An 18,166-nucleotide genomic window follows, 5' to 3' on the forward strand; every position below is an offset into this window, starting at 1 on the left:
TCCTGCTGCTCTGTGTGAACGTTTTGTGAAAAAAGCAGAGTGTGTGACATAGTTCACAAGGTGATGCGCCGTCTCTGTTTATAGTGTACATAGCATCACCTGACTCGGAAGGAGTGAACGATCATGAAGAAAAAGAAAATGAGTCCGTTGCTCAGGAGATTAAACTATTTTTCTCCTATCGAACATCATTCAAATCATCATAGCCAAACGACAAGCGAAGATCGTGATTGGGAGAATGTATACAGAAACAGATGGCAGTACGACAAAGTCGTTCGCTCCACCCACGGCGTCAACTGCACGGGTTCTTGCAGCTGGAATATTTATGTGAAAAACGGAATTGTCACGTGGGAAGGACAAAACTTGAATTATCCATCAACAGGCCCGGATATGCCTGATTTCGAACCGAGAGGCTGTCCGCGGGGGGCCAGTTTTTCATGGTACATCTACAGCCCGCTCCGTGTGAAATATCCATATGTGCGAGGTGTGCTGATCAATTTGTGGCGGGAAGCGTTGCAGGCGCATCAAAATCCGCTGGATGCCTGGAAAGCGATCGTTGAAAACCCTGAAAAAGCGAAGTCTTATAAACAGGCAAGAGGGAAAGGCGGCTTTGTCCGCGCGGAATGGCCGGAAGTGCTGAAGCTGATTTCAGCCTCTCTGCTGTATACAGTGATGAAATACGGGCCTGACCGGAATGTCGGTTTTTCTCCGATTCCCGCCATGTCCATGATCAGCCATGCATCAGGTTCGCGATTCATGTCTTTAATCGGCGGCCCAATGCTCAGTTTTTATGACTGGTATGCGGATCTTCCGCCGGCGTCCCCGCAAATTTGGGGCGACCAGACGGACGTTCCGGAAAGCAGTGATTGGTACAATTCAGGCTATATCATCACATGGGGTTCCAACGTTCCGTTAACGAGAACGCCTGACGCGCACTTTTTGGCGGAGGCCCGCTATAAAGGCGCCAAGGTGATTTCAATCAGTCCCGATTTTGCGGAGTCCTCAAAGTTCGCGGATGACTGGCTCAGTATCCGCCAAGGGACTGACGGAGCCCTGGCGATGGCGATGGGTCACGTCATTTTGCAGGAATTTTACGTGAATCAAGAGACGGAACGTTTCATTGAATACGCAAAGCAATACACGGATTTTCCATTCCTCGTCACCCTGTCAAAAGAAAATGGCGTATACACAGCGGGACGGTTTCTGCATGCGAAGGACATCGGGCGGCAGACAAAGCATGATCAATGGAAGCCTGCGGTCTGGAATGAACAAACAAACGAATTTGCTATACCGCAAGGAACAATGGGCTCCCGCTGGGACGGACAGCAAAAATGGAACCTGCATATGATCGATGAAGACACTGGGGAACCGATTGAACCCCGTCTCTCCGTGCTCGGAATAGAGGACGAAATCGGCTCGGTGCGCATTCCGTATTTTTCAAATGACGGAAACAAAGTGCTTGAGCGGGATCTTCCTATTAAAAAATTGGATCTGAATGGTGAAGAGACGTACGTCACGACCGTGTTTGACTTGATATTGGCAAACTACGGCGTGAACCGGGGCATCGGCGGACAATCAGCCGCATCTTATGATGATCCCCGTCCGTTCACACCTGCCTGGCAGGAACAGATCACGGGAATTAAAATAGAAGCCGTTATACAGATTGCCAGGGAGTTTGCTCAAAATGCGATCGATACAGACGGCAGATCGATGATTATCGTAGGGGCGGGAATCAACCACTGGTTCAACTCCGACACGATTTACCGTGCGGTGTTAAATCTTGTTTTACTCGTCGGCGCCCAAGGCGTAAACGGCGGAGGCTGGGCCCATTACGTGGGGCAGGAAAAGCTCCGTCCTGCTGAAGGGTGGCAGACGATTGCAACCGCAAAGGACTGGGAAGGCGTGCCTAAACTGCAAAACGGCACCTCATTTTTTTACTTTGCGACAGACCAGTGGCGTTATGAAGACCAGCCGATCAGTGACTTGGCTTCACCGATAGCCGCGTCATCCCGCTACAAGCATCACGCCGATTACAATGTGCTGGCAGCGCGATTAGGGTGGCTGCCGTCCTATCCGACATTCAATCAAAACGGCATTGACCTGTACAAAGAAGCTGAAAAAGCGGGGGCGGCGACACCTGAAGACGTTGGTGCGTATGTAGCCTCACAGCTTCAGGACAAAAAGCTGAAATTCGCGATTGAAGACCCGGACAATGAAGTGAATTTCCCAAGGAATCTCTTCGTCTGGCGGGCAAATCTGATCTCAAGCTCAGGAAAAGGGCATGAATATTTTCTCAAGCATCTGCTGGGGACGACGAACGGTCTGATGAATGACGACAGCGACAGCATCCGCCCTGAAGAAATCAAATGGCGGGAACAGGCGCCGGAAGGCAAGCTCGACTTGTTAATCAATCTCGACTTTCGAATGGCCGGTACGGCGCTGTATTCCGATATCGTGCTGCCGGCGGCAACATGGTATGAAAAACACGATCTCAGCAGCACGGATATGCACCCGTTCATTCATCCTTTTGCTCCGGCGATCTCGGCGCCGTGGGAATCGAGGTCAGACTGGGATATTTTTAAGGCGCTGTCAAAAGCCGTTTCCGATCTGGCGGAAGAAGTCGAGATGGAGCCGGTGAAAGAGGTAGTCGCGACGCCGCTCCTCCACGACACGATGCAGGAATTGGCCCAGCCGTTCGGAAAAATCAATGACTGGAGCAAGGGCGAATGTGAAGCCATTCCGGGAAAAACGATGCCGAACATCCATGTCGCTGAACGGGATTACAAACACATTTTTCATAAAATGACCGCGCTCGGCCCTCATACGGCTTTAAAACCGAGCGGAACAAAAGGGATGAGCTGGTCGATTGCGGATGAATATGAATCACTCAAAAAGAGACTGGGAGAAACCGATTCATACGGCGTTGCCAAAGGATGCCCGAATATAAGTGAAGCAAAGCAGGCGGCGGAAGCGATTTTAACCCTGTCGTCCACCTCAAATGGAAAGGTCGCCGTAAAAGCATGGGAATCGCTTGAAAACATCACAAACCTGAAGCTGAAAGACCTGGCGGAAGAACGCGAGGAAGAATGCTTTACGTTCGAGCAAATTACAGCCCAGCCGAAAACGGTGATCACGTCTCCGGCGTTTACCGGCTCTGAAAAAGGAGGGCGCAGGTATTCGCCGTTTACGACGAATGTTGAAAAATTAATTCCGTGGCGGACGCTGACAGGCAGACAATCCTATTATGTCGATCATGAACTGATGATGGAATTCGGTGAAACGATGGCGACATTCAAACCGATCCTCCAGCATCGCCCGTTTCTAAGCAAGCGGCCTGATCAAGAGGGAAAAGAAATCGTCCTCAATTATTTGACGCCGCATAATAAATGGTCTGTCCACAGCATGTATTTTGATTCTCTGCCAATGCTGACGCTGTTCCGCGGCGGACCAACCGTGTGGATGAATAAAGATGACGCAGAGGACACGGATATCAAAGACAACGATTGGATTGAATGCTTCAACCGAAACGGCGTTGTCGTGGCGAGAGCGGTTTTGTCTCACCGGATTCCTAAAGGAATGGCGTTTATGCACCATGCCCAGGACCGCCACATCAACGTGCCCGGCACAAAACTGACGAATAACCGCGGAGGCACCCATAACAGCCCGACAAGGATTCACGTCAAGCCGACCCAGATGATCGGGGGCTACGCACAGCTCAGTTACGGCTTTAACTATTACGGTCCGACGGGGAATCAGCGCGATCTGAATGTCGTCATCCGCAAGCTGAAGGAGGTCGATTGGCTTGAAGATTAAAGCGCAGATCGGGATGGTCATGAACTTGGATAAATGCATCGGCTGCCACACGTGCAGTGTCACCTGCAAAAACACGTGGACAAATCGTTCCGGTGCGGAATATATGTATTTTAATAATGTAGAAACAAAGCCCGGCATCGGCTACCCGAAGCAATGGGAGGACCAGGACAAATATAAAGGCGGCTGGACGTTGAAAAAAGGAAAGCTTGAACTGAAATCAGGCCCGAAAACGAATCGGCTTGCAGGCCTTTTCTATAACCCGAACCAGCCGACGCTTGATGATTACTATGAACCTTGGAACTATGATTATGAAACATTAACAAACAGTCCGCAGAAAAAGCACCAGCCGGTGGCGCGGCCGAAATCGTCCTTGACGGGCGATTTTATGAATATCGAATGGGGCCCGAACTGGGAGGATGATCTCGCGGGCGGCCATATTACAGGGCTTGAAGATCCAAACGTTCAAAAAATGGAGGAATCGATCAAAACAGAATTCGATGAGGTCTTTATGATGTATCTGCCCCGTATTTGTGAGCACTGCATCAATCCGGCATGCGTGTCATCCTGCCCGTCCGGCGCCATGTACAAACGTGAGGAAGACGGCATCGTACTCGTTGATCAAAACGCGTGCCGTTCATGGAGATATTGCGTCTCATCCTGTCCTTATAAAAAAGTCTATTTTAACTGGCAGACGAACAAAGCGGAAAAATGCACACTCTGCTTTCCGCGCTTGGAGGCGGGGATGCCGACCATCTGCTCCGAAACGTGTGTGGGCAGAATCCGCTATCTCGGCGTCATGCTGTACGACGCGGACAAAGTGGAGGAAGCGGCCTCCGTTGAAAATGAAAAGGATCTCTACCATTCTCAACTGGACGTTTTTCTTGATCCGAATGATCCTGAGATTGCCAAACTGGCAAAAGAACAAGGCATCCCGGCTGAATGGATAGATGCCGCGCAGCAATCGCCGATCTATAAAATGATCATCGATTGGAAGATTGCGCTTCCGCTTCATCCTGAGTACCGTACGCTGCCGATGGTTTGGTACATTCCGCCGCTCAGCCCGATTATGAATCTCTTTGAAGGAAAAGGGAGCCGGCAAACGGCGGAAGCGATTTTTCCGGCTATCGACCAAATGAGAATTCCGATTGACTATTTGGCGCAGCTATTAACGGCCGGTGATACGGATCATATTCGGTCAACGTTAAAGAAAATGTCCGTCATGCGCCAGTATATGAGGGCGGTTCAGACGAATAAATCCATCGACCCGGCACTGATCTCCGGTGTCGGTTTAACAGAACAGCAAATTGAAGACATGTATCGGCTGCTGGCAATCGCCAAATATGATGACCGCTTTGTGATCCCGAGCAGCCATCGTGAAGAAGTGTCTGATTTATACGCTGAACAAGGAAGCTGCGGCTTGTCATTTTCAGGCGGCCCCGGCTCTTGTTTCTAACTTTTGATAAATGAGGTGGAACAAGATGAACACCACAGACCGGCAAATGACGTTCGCAGCTCTTTCCATTCTTCTCTCTTATCCGGATGAAGAGTGGAGAGCCGGGCTTCCTGATTGGAAGGCTCTTATCCATGACGTCACCAATCAGCAAATCCGTGAGAAACTGCTGCAATTTTTCGAGGCGGCAGCCAGGTTTTCTCGAGAAGCGCTGATTGAACACTATGTGTATACGTTCGATTTCGGAAAAAAAACGAATATGTACGTCACCTACTTTAACTCAGGCGAACAAAGGGAACGCGGCATCGAATTGCTGCATTTAAAAAACACCTACCAGCAATCCGGTTTCCTGCCGACAGAGAAAGAACTGCCTGATTACCTGCCGCTGATGCTGGAATTCGCCGCAGTTGCGGAGATTGAAGCGGTGAGAAGCGTGTTTGAGAAATACCTGTCCAATGTGAGGGAGCTGGCTTCCCGCCTCGAAAAAAATGACAGCCTCTATGCTGAGCTGCTGCACGTGCTGCAGGCCGCGCTGGAAAGCATCGGTGTACGTGAAAGCACTGAAGAAGGGGCTGTTCAGGCATGAGCGGGCAGATCCTGTGGGGGATTATGCCGTACATTGTATTGACGATCTTTATCGGCGGGCATATTTACCGCTATCAGCATGACCAATTCGGCTGGACGGCGAAATCAAGCGAGCTGTTAGAAAAGAAAAAACTCGCGGCGGGCAGCACACTTTTTCATTGGGGACTGCTGTGCGTTGTCGGCGGACATGTCATGGGAATTCTGATCCCGGAAGGCGTGTATACTGCACTTGGCATTTCAGAGCATACGTATCACAAAATGGCGATCGGCGCGGGCCTGCCGGCGGGGATCGCGGCTTGTGCCGGACTAGTGATCCTGACATACAGAAGGCTGTTTGACAAAAGAATCCGCAAAACCAGCTCGCCATCGGATATCCTGACGCTTATTCTGCTGCTGTTCATGATGCTGTCGGGCGTTGCGGCCACGTTTCTCAACATTGACTCGAAAGGATTTGATTACAGGGCAACAGTCGGGCCGTGGTTCAGGGAAATTGTTTTGTTCCGGCCTGACGCTTCTTTGATGGAGAGTGTCCCGCTATGGTTTAAGTTTCATATCATCATAGGGTACGTCGTTTTTATCCTCTGGCCGTTTACAAGATTGGTTCACGTGTTCAGCCTGCCCCTCAAGTATTTGACCCGCAGCTATGTTGTCTATCGGAAACGCACGTAAAAATCCCCCTGCAAGAGGGGGATTTTTTATGGTGAGAAAATAAAAACATAAGATATTTTCTGCCAAGGTAATGGCTGGGCGGCGGGGATTCCTGTTATGTTTTATTTGGAAATAACCTCAACAAAAGGAGAGTGAAGAATGAAGCGGATTTTCCTCATTTTAGCCGCCTGTCTGATGACAAGCGCCGGCGTCCTGACACTCAGACATTCTCATGTATTAACCGGCGGCACAGCGGGACTGTCACTAAGCCTGTCGTACTTGTTTCATTCCTCGTTTGCGATTATCTTCTTTCTGATCAATATCCCGTTTTATATATTTTCTCTCATCAGAATGGGAATCAAATTCACTCTATCCACCGTTTTTGCAGTCACAGTGCTGACTCTGTTTACCGGCGCGGATCACTGGCTGCCGCCGGTCTCTGTTTCACCGCTTGCCGGGGCGATTTGCGGCGGGGCGCTGATCGGGTTCGGCCTGTCGCTCATGTTTTATCATCAGGCATCGCTCGGCGGCGCCAATATCCTCGCTTTATTTCTGCAAAAGCGCTGCGGATGGAATCCGGGTGCCGTTAATTTCCTCTTCGATTTTGGCGTCGTGCTGGCCGGCATTTTCTCCGTCGGATTGCTGAAAGGGCTCTTCTCCTTAGTGTCGATTGCGGTCACCGGTCTGATCATCGGCATCTTCAAAAATAAAATCAAAGGCAGCTGCTCGCTCAATCCGGCATTGCTTCAGAACATCACACCCGGCCAGTCACAGGAAGTGTCATCATAAGCCTTTCCGGCTCGTGCGGAGAGGCTTTTTCATATGTTTACAGGCCGGAAGACAGAGGGTATACAGAGTTATCGGATCAGATGGGAGAGAGTCGGGATGCTGAAAAGGAGACTGGAATTTTGCTTTTTATATATGATGCTTATCGGAGCATATGTCATATGGTTTTTTCCGGTTTCCAGGCTTGAGTTTTACGGAGGGTTGCTTTGCTATGCAAGCATTATTTTGTTCAGCATCTATTCGTTAATTCTTGAAAACCGCACCTCGCAGCACACGCTGTTATGGATTCATATTCTTGTGTTTTTTCCGATCGCTGGGTACTTATTTTACCTTTTTTCCGGCCAGCTTTATGAAAAAGGCAAGCTGTTCAGGTCGAAACGGACATACAACCGGGAAAAGCTGAGAACGATATTTGATATGGAACAGACTCCCGATCTGTCCGGGCTGAAAGGAAATCAGAAGCGTTTCTTTCAATATTCAATCAAGGCGTCCCATATGAATATCAATACAAAAAGCAGGCTGAAGGTGCTCAAAAACGGGGACGAAACATTTCCGGAGCTGTTTGAAGCGCTCCGGTCGGCAGCATCATTTATACATATTGAGTATTACATGTTCAAATCAGACATGCTTGGGCACAAGATGATGGACATTATGATGGAAAAAGCGCGTCAAGGCGTGGAAGTGCGGTTTTTGTTCGACGCGGCCGGCAGCCTGAAGCTGGCCGGAAAAGACATTAAAAAACTGAAACGCGCGGGCGTGAACATCGTCCCGTTTCTGCCGCTGAAATACGGTTTTTTCAACCAAAAATTCAATTTCAGAAATCACCGCAAGATCGTCATCGTTGACGGGAAAGTCGGTTTTGTAGGCGGGCTGAATGTCGGCAAGGAGTATATCGGCAAAGACCAAAGTGTCGGTTTTTGGCGGGACACCCATATGAAAGTCGAAGGAGAAATCGTTCAGACGCTCCACAGCATTTTTATGCTTGATTGGGAATACGTTTCGGATGAGGTGCTGATTGATCAGAAAGCATACAGCCGCCCGGTCCCTGCAGAAAGCGGCGGCGTCTATCAAGTCGTTCCGACGGGCCCCGATATGAAGGAACGGATGAGCGATCTGTATTATGCCATGATAGCGGCGGCCGAATCATCTGTATGGATCGCGACGCCTTATTTCGTGCCGAATGAGCCGATCCGCACAGCGCTAAAGGAGGCTGCTGCCAGAGGCGTCCGGGTCCGAGTCATGGTGCCGGAAACCAATGACGGATTTTTAACCCAGTACGCGACGAGATCGTATTTCCCCGAGCTTCTTCGCGAAGGAATCGAAGTCTATTCCTATCAAAAAGGCTTTATGCATCAAAAGGTGCTCATCACTGACGGAAACCTCGCCTCTGTCGGGACGGCGAACATGGACATGAGAAGCTTTCAGCTGAACTTTGAGGTCAATGTCTTTTTTACAGATCAAAAGGCGATCAAAGATCTTGAAGCGCATTATCTGGAGGATATGAGAGAGTCTGAGAAAATCAGCCCCGTCCGTTTCTATAAGCGCACATTATGGGAAAGAACGAAGGAATCCTTCGCGCGGTTATTTTCCGGCGTTTTATAAAAAACGCTTTTAAAACTCCTTGTGTATAGTATAATTGAGAAATATTATCATTAGGAACGAGGCACAAGGAGGACGGAATCGTGCTGCGACAATTTTTTTCTTATTATAAACCGTACAAAAAGCTGTTTTTTCTCGACTTCTTTTCTGCCATCGCCGGCGGATTGATGGAGCTGAGTTTTCCTCTGATTGTTAATTACTTTATCGATACATTGCTCCCGGGGCGGGATTGGCGTCTGATTATTTTGACTTCCGCTGCTTTATTCGGAGTCTACGCCCTCAGCTCGGCGCTTCAGTATGTTGTGACGTATTGGGGACATATGCTCGGCATTAACATTGAAACCGATATGCGGAAAAAGCTTTTTGACCATCTGCAAAAGCTTTCGTTCAAATTTTACGATAACAACAAAACGGGCAGTTTAATGTCCAAGCTCACCAATGATTTGATGTATATCGGAGAAACCGCCCACCACGGGCCTGAAGACCTGTTTATCGCGGTCATGACGATTTTGGGCGCGTTCGGTGTGATGCTGTTCATTAACTGGCAGCTCGCGCTGTTGACCTTTATCATTATGCCGGTCGTCATTTGGCTTGCTTTGTATTTTAATAAAAAAATGACCTCTGCGTTTACAAAACTGAACAAAGACGTCGGAGACTTCAGCGCGAGGGTCGAAAACAATATCGGCGGCATCCGTCTTGTTCAGGCTTTCAGCAATGAAGCGTTTGAAAAGCAGCGGTTTGACGTGAACAATCAGCGTTTCCGCAAAACAAAGCTGACGTCATATAAAATCATGGCGAAAAACGGCTCGATCAGTTACATGCTGACAAGATTCGTCACGCTGTTCGTCCTGTTGTGCGGGACATGGTTCGTGATCCGCGGATCGTTATCTTACGGGGAATTCGTCGCTTTTGTGCTTCTGACGAACGTTCTCTTCCGTCCGATTGATAAAATCAACGCGATTATTGAGCTGTATCCGAGAGGCATAGCCGGTTTTAAAAGCTTTATAGAAATAATGGAAACGGAGCCTGATATCAAGGACGCCCCGAACGCGAGACATGTGTCCGGTTTAAAAGGGAATATCCGTTATGATGGTGTGTCATTCGGTTACGAAGAAAACAGTCCGGTTCTGTCGGGAATCAATTTGTCCATTCATGCCGGGGAGACAGTCGCATTCGTCGGGCCTTCGGGAGCGGGAAAATCAACGCTGACAAGTCTGCTGCCGCGCTTTTATGAGCCGTCTGAAGGCGTGATTTCCATCGACGGTATCGATATTAAGGACATGACGCTGTCATCATTGCGCGGACAAATCGGCGTCGTCCAGCAGGATGTCTTTCTGTTTTCCGGCACATTGCGGGAAAACATTGCTTACGGGCGGCTCGATGCGTCTGAGGAAGAAATCCGGCAGGCCGTCCGCCAGGCACATTTAGAGGATTTGGTAAACGGGTATCCCGACGGTTTAAACACGGTGATCGGCGAGCGCGGCGTGAAGCTGTCAGGCGGGCAGAAGCAACGGCTTTCCATCGCCAGAATGTTTTTGAAAAACCCGTCGATCTTAATTTTAGACGAGGCTACATCAGCCCTCGATACAGAAACGGAAGCCGCCATTCAAAAATCGCTGCAAGAGCTGTCTGAAGGACGCACAACGCTTGTGATCGCCCATCGGCTGGCTACGATTAAGGATGCGGACAGGATCGTCGTCGTCACGAAAGAAGGCATCGCTGAACAAGGTCATCATAAGGAACTGCTGGCATCCGGCGGCATGTACCAGAGACTCCATCAGGCCCAATTCGGCGAGCTGATACATGAATAATGGAAAAAGGATAGACGAGCGGGGGCCGGGCAGCCTCCTGTCTATCCTTTTTTATGTAGTCCGTATTTAATGGGCTTCTTTTTGCGCAGGTTCGATGATATGTTTGAAACGGTCAACAAGCTGCACCGCTTTCTTTCCTTCCACTACAATTAAATATTCTTGTTCTTTATGAGCCATTCTGAACGTTTCCAGCTCAATGATATCTTTGATTTTGCACATTGTTTTTTTAGAGTAGATATACAGCTCGTGGCCTCCCGTGTGGCAAAGCTGATAAAGCTGAAGCATGTTTCTTAAAGTGAACTTCTTAGCGGCTATTTTCAAAGATGTAATGTTTTTCATGTATTTTCTCCTCCGTCTGATGGTCTGTTATTTCGGAAATTCCCCATATGAACGGGTGATAAACCTGGTTATACCTTCCACCTCAGCACTCCGCCCGCCAGGCGTTTAACTCCGCGGATGGCGCTTAATTCTTCGACGAGCCGGAGCAGCGCCCGGTCTTTCTCTTTCGCCTCAATCATAAAATCGATGTCCGTATCCCATTGTCTGAACCGCTCCAGCACCGGCAGAATAAAATTCGCATCCACATAGTCCGCATGACTGCGTACGGCTGATTCTGATTTTGGCGAGGAGAGATGGACCTTCGGCTTTAAGCCGATCCGCTGCCATGTTTTGATCATCCGCGGAAGAATGTCATCTAAATCAGCGTCATCGTTCGGATTGGCGTAAAAATGGTGATAATCAAACACAAACGGAATGCCTTCTTGCTCACATACACTGAGTGTTTCCTCGGACGTATATGTTTTATCATCGTTTTCTAAAGTCATCCGCTGTTTGATGACATCGGGAAGTTCTTTCAGATTCACGCGGAAACGGCCAAGCGCGCTTTGTTTGTCACCGTAAGCGCCTCCGACATGGATGTTGATGACGGAACGGTCCGCGATGCCCATTGCGTCCAGCATGTCATAATGATAGGCCATATCCTTGACCGCATTTGCGGTAATCTCCCGTTTCGGGCTTGTAAAAAGCGTGAATTGGTTCGGATGAAAGCTCGTTCTGAGGTCATATTTTCTGACCAGCCCGCCGATCTCACGAAACTCCTGGCGAAACGGCGTGACAAAATCCCACAGTACATCCGGGTGCGTGGCGAGCGGCACAATTGAGCTTGAGAACCTGTACAAAGGGATGCCGTGGCCGACCGCATAGTGGAGGGTGCGCAGCGTATTGGTAAGATTTGCTTTCGTCACAGAAAGCAGGGCGTCTTTCCGCTCACTGCGGGAAAGCTTGGTATAGCGCGCATATGTTAAGGTTTTGGCGGGGGACGCGTCCCAAAGGCACATGGCGTTTGCGACGAATCCGAATCTGAACAGCATATGGTTTCTCCTTTATAAAAAGTAAGATATGGCCTTTCCCAGCCATTCTGCAGGAAGCTGTCTGACGGAGCGCTGTTTCACTTTTTCTAATGTGAGAAGCTCGGATTTTTCGATGTCCTGCTTTATGGTTGAAAGCACTTCCTTTGTAAAGGCTTCATCATGAATGATGACATTCACCTCTTCATTCCAGAACAGGCTCCGTTTATCAAAATTCGGCGTGCCGATAATGCTGATGCGGTCATCTATAATGAAGGCTTTAACATGATAAAAGCCTTGATAATACCGATAGATGAGGCAGCCGGCCTTCAGAAGCTCGGGATAATAGGCAAAAGCTGTTTCCCGAACGAGCGGGTGATCTGATTTCATCGGAACGATCAAGATGACTTTGACGCCTTTTCGGCAGGCTGAAATAAGCGCTTCCTGAAGCTTTTTGCTCGGTACATAATAAGGCGTGCCGATGATGATTTTTTTCTCCGCCTTACGGATGCAGTTTTCATAATGCGATTCAAGCGAAAAACCGTCAGACGCATATGTCCTATGAGAGATATTCCCTTCGGATAATGCCGGATAAACCCCGGGTGATTCGGGTGTTTTTCCGGTGTTTCGTTTCAGGTCGCTTACAAAAAGCGTCTGAAGATCCGCCGTGCCTTCGCCGGTCATCCGCAGGTGATAATCCTCCCAGTTTCCGAACTTCGCTTTTTTGCCGAGGTACTCTTCAGCGATATTAAAGCCGCCGACATAGCCGATTTTGCCGTCAATGACGGTCACTTTCCGGTGATTCCGTTTTTGCAGCCTGAAAAAAAGAAACGGAAATGCCGGTTTATTTAGAAAATGAACGTGAACGCCGGCTTTTTTCATCGTTTGAATGGAAGGCTTTTTCACTTGGCGGCTGCCTGCCCAATCGAGCAGCAGATATACGGAGACGCCGGCCCGGGCCTTTTCTTTCAATAAATCAAACATCTCATGGCTGACTTGGTCGTTCTTCATAATAAAAAACATCATATGAATAGAAGAGACGGCTTGGCGGATATCAGCCGTCATCTGCTGCACAAGCTCGCTTCCGCAGTGAATGAGTGTGATATTACTCTTTTTCGGGTCAAAAACGGGCTCATACGCCTGTTTTTTGTACGCCGCCCGGCCAAGCAGCATATCAAACAGCATAAGTGCGATCAATATGATAAAAATGACAAGCAACACAAAAATGACCTTCATACCGACGCTCCTTTCCGAAGTATCCGTAGTGTGCCCTGAGAATGTGAATTTAATTATTGACTGAACACTCATTCATTATTTATGATAAAGTAAAGATATGACAATGAAGAGGGGAATCAGAACAAAGGGGGAGACAAGATGAACGCATTTCTCATGGTAAACGCGCTGCTGTTTTCAGCTGTAACCGCTTACGCCGTTTATTTATTCGTTTACCTGATCAGAACGAGGATCGCTTATATTAAGCTCGGCCAAAGGGAAGAATTTGATAAACGCCTGAAAGAACGTCTTCAGAAGATATGGGTAAATGTGTTCGGACAGAAAAAATTGCTGAAAGATAAAAAGAGCGGAATCATCCACGTTCTGTTTTTTTACGGTTTTATACTCGTTCAGTTCGGCGCAATTGATTTTATTCTGAAAGGGCTGCTACCTGACCGGCATCTGCCGTTCGGCCCGCTTTATCCGGCGTTTACCTTTTTTCAGGAAATCGTCACGTTTCTGATTTTAATCGCCGTAGTCTGGGCGTTTTACCGGCGCTACATTGAAAAGCTCGTCAGACTGAAACGCGGGTTTAAAGCGGGGCTTGTCCTGCTGTTTATCGGCGGACTGATGGTGACGGTGCTTCTCGGGAACGCCATGAACCTTTTATGGCACGATCATTCTCTGTCTTGGACGGAACCGATCGCTTCCTCCATTGCGTTTGTGCTCGGCGGTCTTTCAGCGCCGGCGGCCGCCGCCGTATTTTATGTTTCATGGTGGCTTCATCTGTTGTTTTTGCTCAGCTTTTTAGTGTACGTGCCGCAATCAAAGCATGCGCACTTAATTGCGGGTCCGGCGAATGTGTTCCTCAGCAGGCTGGATTCAAAAGGAAAGCTGGAAAAAATCGATTTTACCGATGAGACGAAAGAAAGCTACGGCGTCGGAAAGATTGAAGACTTCCGCCGCTCTCAGCTTGTCGACCTTTACGCCTGCGTCGAATGCGGCCGCTGTACAAATATGTGTCCGGCCTCCGGTACGGGCAAGATGCTCTCTCCGATGGACCTCATTTTAAAGCTCAGAGACCATTTGACGGAAAAAGGCGCTGCCGTGACGTCAAAATCTCCGTGGGTGCCCGCGCCCGTTTTTCAGCACACGAAGGCGAATCAGCTCGCCGCGGCTTCCTCAGGGGGAGGATCGCGTGAAGCGGCGGCAGCCATTGATTACAACCCGAGCCTAATCGGCGAGGTCATCACGGAAGAGGAGATTTGGGCGTGCACCACTTGCCGCAACTGTGAAGATCAATGTCCGGTCATGAATGAACACGTTGATAAAATTATCGATCTGCGCCGCTATCTTGTGCTTACGGAAGGGAAGATGGACAGCGACGCGCAGCGGGCCATGACAAGCATTGAAAGACAGGGAAACCCGTGGGGCCTAAACCGGAAAGAGCGGGAGAACTGGCGGGAGCAGACTGATACAGAGATTCCGACAGTGAAAGAAATGAAAAAACAAGACAAAGAGTTCGACTACTTGTTTTGGGTCGGCTCAATGGGTTCCTACGACAACAGGAGCCAAAAGATTGCCGTTTCATTTGCAAAGCTGCTCAATGAAGCGGGCGTATCCTTTGCGATTCTCGGCAATAAGGAAAAAAACTCAGGCGATACGCCGCGCCGTTTGGGCAACGAGTTTCTGTTCCAAGAGCTGGCGGAACACAACATCGGCGAATTTGAAAAACACGGAATCAAAAAAATCGTCACAATTGATCCGCACGCCTATAATATGTTCAAAAATGAATACCCTGATTTCGGATTCCGGGCCGAAGTCTATCATCATACTGAATTATTAGCCGAGCTTGTGTCACAGGGGAAACTAAAACCGCTTCACCCGGTCAATGAAACGATTACCTTCCATGACTCGTGCTATTTAGGAAGATACAACGAAGTGTATGAGCCGCCGAGAGCGATCTTAAAAGCCATTCCGGGCGTTCAATTGAAGGAAATGGAGCGCAGCCGCGAAAACGGGATGTGCTGCGGCGCCGGAGGAGGGCTCATGTGGATGGAAGAAGAAACGGGAGCGAGGATCAACACGGCCCGGACTGAGCAGGCGCTTTCTATCAGTCCGACGGTCATCAGCTCCGGATGTCCGTACTGTCTGACCATGCTCGGTGACGGTACGAAAGCGAAAGAAGCCGAAGACGCGATCGGCACTTATGATGTCAGTGAATTGCTCGCCATGTCTGTATTCGGCGCCGAAAAACAAGAGTCTTTATAGAAAGAAGCGGGCCGCCGGCGCATATGCCGGCGGCTTTGTTTTCGCACATCAGCCGATTTATGAAGGGGCGGCTCTAAAATTTCTTAAATTACGCTGTTTAGGGTAGCATATTCTGTTTTAATTTGTTTATAATGAGAGGTATGGTTTATGAACAAAACAATACAAATTCGTTCTTATTATAGGATAGAAACAGATACATATAAGTAATAGAAAGGGAGTGTCCGACCTTGGGTATCAAACAATATTCTCAGGAACAGCTGAAGCAGATGGCTTTAGTTGAAATCGCTCACGAAATTTTCTCAGAACATAAAAAACCGGTTCCGTTCCAGGAGCTGCTGAATGAAATGATCTCCTTGCTCGGTGTTACGAAAGAGGAACTGGGCGACCGTATCGCCCAATTTTATACAGACCTCAACATTGACGGCCGCTTTATTGCTCTGTCAGATCAGACATGGGGGCTCCGCAGCTGGTATCCGTACGATCAGCTGGACGAAGAAACACAGCCGACTGTAAAAGCGAAAAAGAAAAAAGCGAAAAAAGCCGTTGAGGAAGATCTCGATCTTGATGAATTCGAGGAAGTTGATGAAGATGACATCGATCTCGATGAAATGGAAGAAGATATTGACCTTGACGCAGACAGCTTTGAAGACGAAGATATCGATGAAGAAGATGACGACGAGCTTGAGATTGAAGATGAGATGATTGAAGAAGATGAGGAAGATTATGATGATGAGGAAGAGGATCGCAAAGACTGATTTTATATCAGCAAAACGATCTTGACTTTCATTGTCGAACTATGTAGTATGTATTTTGGGCTCTTCAAAAAGAAGAGAATTCATAAGAGTGCTACGCTCCCTTTCAAGAAATTGAAAGGGAGCTTTCTTATTTTCATCTCCCAAATTCTTTTACACATCATTTGTTTTTAGTGAAATGATTTTCTATAAAACGGCACATTTTAAGGAATGTAGCGCAGACCGAAGAGAGGAGCAAACGAAATGACGAAATATATTTTTGTAACCGGGGGAGTTGTATCATCACTCGGAAAAGGAATTGTGGCAGCATCACTTGGCCGCCTTTTGAAAAACAGAGGCATGAGCGTCACCATCCAAAAATTTGACCCTTATATCAACGTTGACCCGGGAACGATGAGCCCGTACCAGCACGGTGAGGTATTCGTTACCGATGACGGCGCTGAGACTGACCTTGACTTAGGGCATTATGAGCGGTTCATTGACATTAATCTGAACAGATTCAGCAACGTGACGACCGGTAAAATCTATTCTGCCGTATTGAAAAAAGAGCGCCGCGGGGACTACCTCGGCGGAACGGTTCAGGTCATTCCGCACATCACAAATGAACTGAAAGACCGTGTGTACCGTGCAGGCAAAGAAACAAACGCAGATGTAGTCATTACTGAGATCGGCGGAACAGTGGGAGACATCGAATCCCTTCCGTTCCTTGAAGCCATCCGTCAAATGAAAAGCGACATCGGCCATGAAAACGTGATGTACATTCACTGTACGCTTGTTCCGTACATCAAAGCGGCGGGCGAGCTGAAAACAAAACCGACGCAGCACAGCGTAAAAGAGCTGAGAAGCCTCGGTATTCAGCCTAATATCATCGTCGTGCGCACGGAAATGCCGATTTCTCAAGATATGAAAGATAAAATCGCGCTCTTCTGCGATATTGACACGAAAGCGGTCATCGAGTGCGAAGATGCGGACAACCTTTACTCCATCCCGCTTAACCTTCAGGAGCAGGGACTCGATAAGCTTGTCTGCGATCATATGAAATTAGAATGCAAAGACCCGGATATGACGGAATGGAAAGACCTTGTCACGAAAGTGAAAAACTTGTCTAAAACCATTACAATCAGCCTTGTCGGTAAATACGTCGAGCTTCAGGACGCTTACATTTCAGTCGTTGAATCACTGCGCCACGCGGGCTATGCGTTTGACGCTGATGTGAAGATCAAATGGATTAACGCCGAAGAAGTGACAGAAAGCAATATTCAAGAGCTGACTGGCGGCACAGACGGAATCATCGTGCCCGGCGGTTTCGGGGACCGCGGCGTAGAAGGGAAAATCATTGCCGCCAAGTATGCGCGTGAGAATAAAATTCCGTTCTTCGGCATCTGCCTCGGTATGCAGATTGCATCCATTGAATATGCGCGAAACGTATTAGGTCTGGAAGGGGCTCACTCTGCGGAGATCGATCCGTCCACTCCTTATCCGATCATCGACCTTCTGCCAGAACAAAAAGATGTCGAGGATCTTGGAGGAACGCTTCGTCTCGGACTGTACCCTTGTAAGCTTCAGGAAGACACGAAAGCCTTCGAAGCGTATGCGGATGAAGTGGTATACGAACGCCACCGCCACCGTTATGAATTCAACAACGAATACAGACAGCAAATGGAAGAGAACGGTTTTGTGTTCTCAGGAACAAGCCCTGACGGCCGCCTTGTGGAAATCATCGAGCTGAAAGATCATCCTTGGTATGTCGCTTGCCAGTTCCACCCTGAGTTCAAATCAAGACCGACAAGACCTCAGCCTTTATTCAAAGACTTTATCGGCGCTTCCGTACAAGCTGCAGAACAGAAGTAATAAAAAAAGACTTGCCTCCTTTAAAAGCGGCAAGTCTTTTTTCTG

The 18,166-nt window shown here is 48.5% G+C and carries 13 protein-coding genes; 10 read left to right on the top strand and 3 right to left on the bottom strand.

From position 1 onward, the window contains the following. Window positions 1-123: 123 nt before the first annotated feature. From ACWJJ4_RS01935 to ACWJJ4_RS01965, 7 genes are all read left to right on the top strand, one after another. Entirely contained in the window at window positions 124-3,810 is a 3,687-nt protein-coding gene (locus ACWJJ4_RS01935; RefSeq protein ID WP_454021387.1) for a nitrate reductase subunit alpha, read from the top strand. Next, window positions 3,800-5,263, top strand: a complete 1,464-nt coding sequence (gene narH / locus ACWJJ4_RS01940; protein WP_454021388.1) for a nitrate reductase subunit beta — start codon at window positions 3,800-3,802, stop codon at window positions 5,261-5,263. The genes ACWJJ4_RS01935 and narH overlap by 11 nt, the downstream gene beginning before the upstream one ends. A 25-nt stretch (window positions 5,264-5,288) precedes the next feature. Then, complete coding sequence (gene narJ, locus ACWJJ4_RS01945) at window positions 5,289-5,846, top strand: nitrate reductase molybdenum cofactor assembly chaperone (protein ID WP_454021389.1); 558 nt, start codon at window positions 5,289-5,291, stop codon at window positions 5,844-5,846. After that, window positions 5,843-6,514 (top strand): respiratory nitrate reductase subunit gamma, encoded by a 672-nt coding sequence (gene narI / locus ACWJJ4_RS01950; protein WP_369614462.1) that lies wholly within the window; start codon window positions 5,843-5,845, stop codon window positions 6,512-6,514. Before narJ ends, narI begins: the two co-directional genes overlap by 4 nt. A 138-nt stretch (window positions 6,515-6,652) precedes the next feature. Next, the gene (locus tag ACWJJ4_RS01955) at window positions 6,653-7,282 is read left to right on the top strand and encodes a YitT family protein (protein ID WP_077722981.1); all 630 of its coding nucleotides are present in this window, start codon (window positions 6,653-6,655) and stop codon (window positions 7,280-7,282) included. A gap of 96 nt (window positions 7,283-7,378) precedes the next feature. Beyond that, window positions 7,379-8,881: a cardiolipin synthase gene (gene cls / locus ACWJJ4_RS01960; protein WP_454021390.1), complete on the top strand. Its 1,503-nt coding sequence runs from the start codon at window positions 7,379-7,381 to the stop codon at window positions 8,879-8,881. Between the two features lie 80 nt (window positions 8,882-8,961). Next, window positions 8,962-10,689: an ABC transporter ATP-binding protein gene (locus ACWJJ4_RS01965; protein ID WP_025853595.1), complete on the top strand. Its 1,728-nt coding sequence runs from the start codon at window positions 8,962-8,964 to the stop codon at window positions 10,687-10,689. 66 nt (window positions 10,690-10,755) lie between these two features. Here the strand turns inward: ACWJJ4_RS01965 and ACWJJ4_RS01970 are convergent, their stop codons facing one another. The 3 genes from ACWJJ4_RS01970 to cls (ACWJJ4_RS01980) form a co-directional block, all read right to left on the bottom strand. Beyond that, entirely contained in the window at window positions 10,756-11,028 is a 273-nt protein-coding gene (locus ACWJJ4_RS01970) for a hypothetical protein (RefSeq protein ID WP_003151087.1), read from the bottom strand. 68 nt (window positions 11,029-11,096) lie between these two features. Continuing rightward, window positions 11,097-12,059, bottom strand: coding sequence for a UV DNA damage repair endonuclease UvsE (gene uvsE / locus ACWJJ4_RS01975; protein WP_454021391.1), 963 nt, complete (start codon window positions 12,057-12,059; stop codon window positions 11,097-11,099). A gap of 12 nt (window positions 12,060-12,071) precedes the next feature. Next, complete coding sequence (gene cls, locus ACWJJ4_RS01980) at window positions 12,072-13,271, bottom strand: cardiolipin synthase (protein WP_146275712.1); 1,200 nt, start codon at window positions 13,269-13,271, stop codon at window positions 12,072-12,074. 138 nt (window positions 13,272-13,409) lie between these two features. Here cls (ACWJJ4_RS01980) and ACWJJ4_RS01985 point away from each other — a divergent pair, with 138 nt between their 5' ends. The 3 genes from ACWJJ4_RS01985 to pyrG all read left to right on the top strand — a co-directional run bounded on the left by ACWJJ4_RS01985 (window position 13,410) and on the right by pyrG (window position 18,121). Next, entirely contained in the window at window positions 13,410-15,518 is a 2,109-nt protein-coding gene (locus ACWJJ4_RS01985; protein ID WP_326374878.1) for a (Fe-S)-binding protein, read from the top strand. A 227-nt stretch (window positions 15,519-15,745) separates the two neighbouring features. Then, window positions 15,746-16,273: a DNA-directed RNA polymerase subunit delta gene (gene rpoE / locus ACWJJ4_RS01990; protein ID WP_146275710.1), complete on the top strand. Its 528-nt coding sequence runs from the start codon at window positions 15,746-15,748 to the stop codon at window positions 16,271-16,273. A 240-nt stretch (window positions 16,274-16,513) separates the two neighbouring features. Further along, the gene (gene pyrG, locus ACWJJ4_RS01995; protein WP_003151098.1) at window positions 16,514-18,121 is read left to right on the top strand and encodes a glutamine hydrolyzing CTP synthase; all 1,608 of its coding nucleotides are present in this window, start codon (window positions 16,514-16,516) and stop codon (window positions 18,119-18,121) included. Window positions 18,122-18,166 lie beyond the last annotated feature (45 nt).

This window comes from Bacillus sp. JK62 (assembly GCF_053663455.1).

What these genes read in the sequence shown, in the direction of transcription:
- ACWJJ4_RS01935 (WP_454021387.1), top strand. Translation starts at nt 124, where the DNA reads ATGAAGAAAAAGAAAATGAGTCCGTTGCTCAGGAGATTAAACTATTTT.
- narJ (WP_454021389.1), top strand. Translation starts at nt 5,289, where the DNA reads ATGAACACCACAGACCGGCAAATGACGTTCGCAGCTCTTTCCATTCTT.
- narI (WP_369614462.1), top strand. Translation starts at nt 5,843, where the DNA reads ATGAGCGGGCAGATCCTGTGGGGGATTATGCCGTACATTGTATTGACG.
- ACWJJ4_RS01955 (WP_077722981.1), top strand. Translation starts at nt 6,653, where the DNA reads ATGAAGCGGATTTTCCTCATTTTAGCCGCCTGTCTGATGACAAGCGCC.
- cls (WP_454021390.1), top strand. Translation starts at nt 7,379, where the DNA reads ATGCTGAAAAGGAGACTGGAATTTTGCTTTTTATATATGATGCTTATC.
- ACWJJ4_RS01970 (WP_003151087.1), bottom strand. Translation starts at nt 11,028, where the DNA reads ATGAAAAACATTACATCTTTGAAAATAGCCGCTAAGAAGTTCACTTTA.
- uvsE (WP_454021391.1), bottom strand. Translation starts at nt 12,059, where the DNA reads ATGCTGTTCAGATTCGGATTCGTCGCAAACGCCATGTGCCTTTGGGAC.
- cls (WP_146275712.1), bottom strand. Translation starts at nt 13,271, where the DNA reads ATGAAGGTCATTTTTGTGTTGCTTGTCATTTTTATCATATTGATCGCA.
- ACWJJ4_RS01985 (WP_326374878.1), top strand. Translation starts at nt 13,410, where the DNA reads ATGAACGCATTTCTCATGGTAAACGCGCTGCTGTTTTCAGCTGTAACC.
- pyrG (WP_003151098.1), top strand. Translation starts at nt 16,514, where the DNA reads ATGACGAAATATATTTTTGTAACCGGGGGAGTTGTATCATCACTCGGA.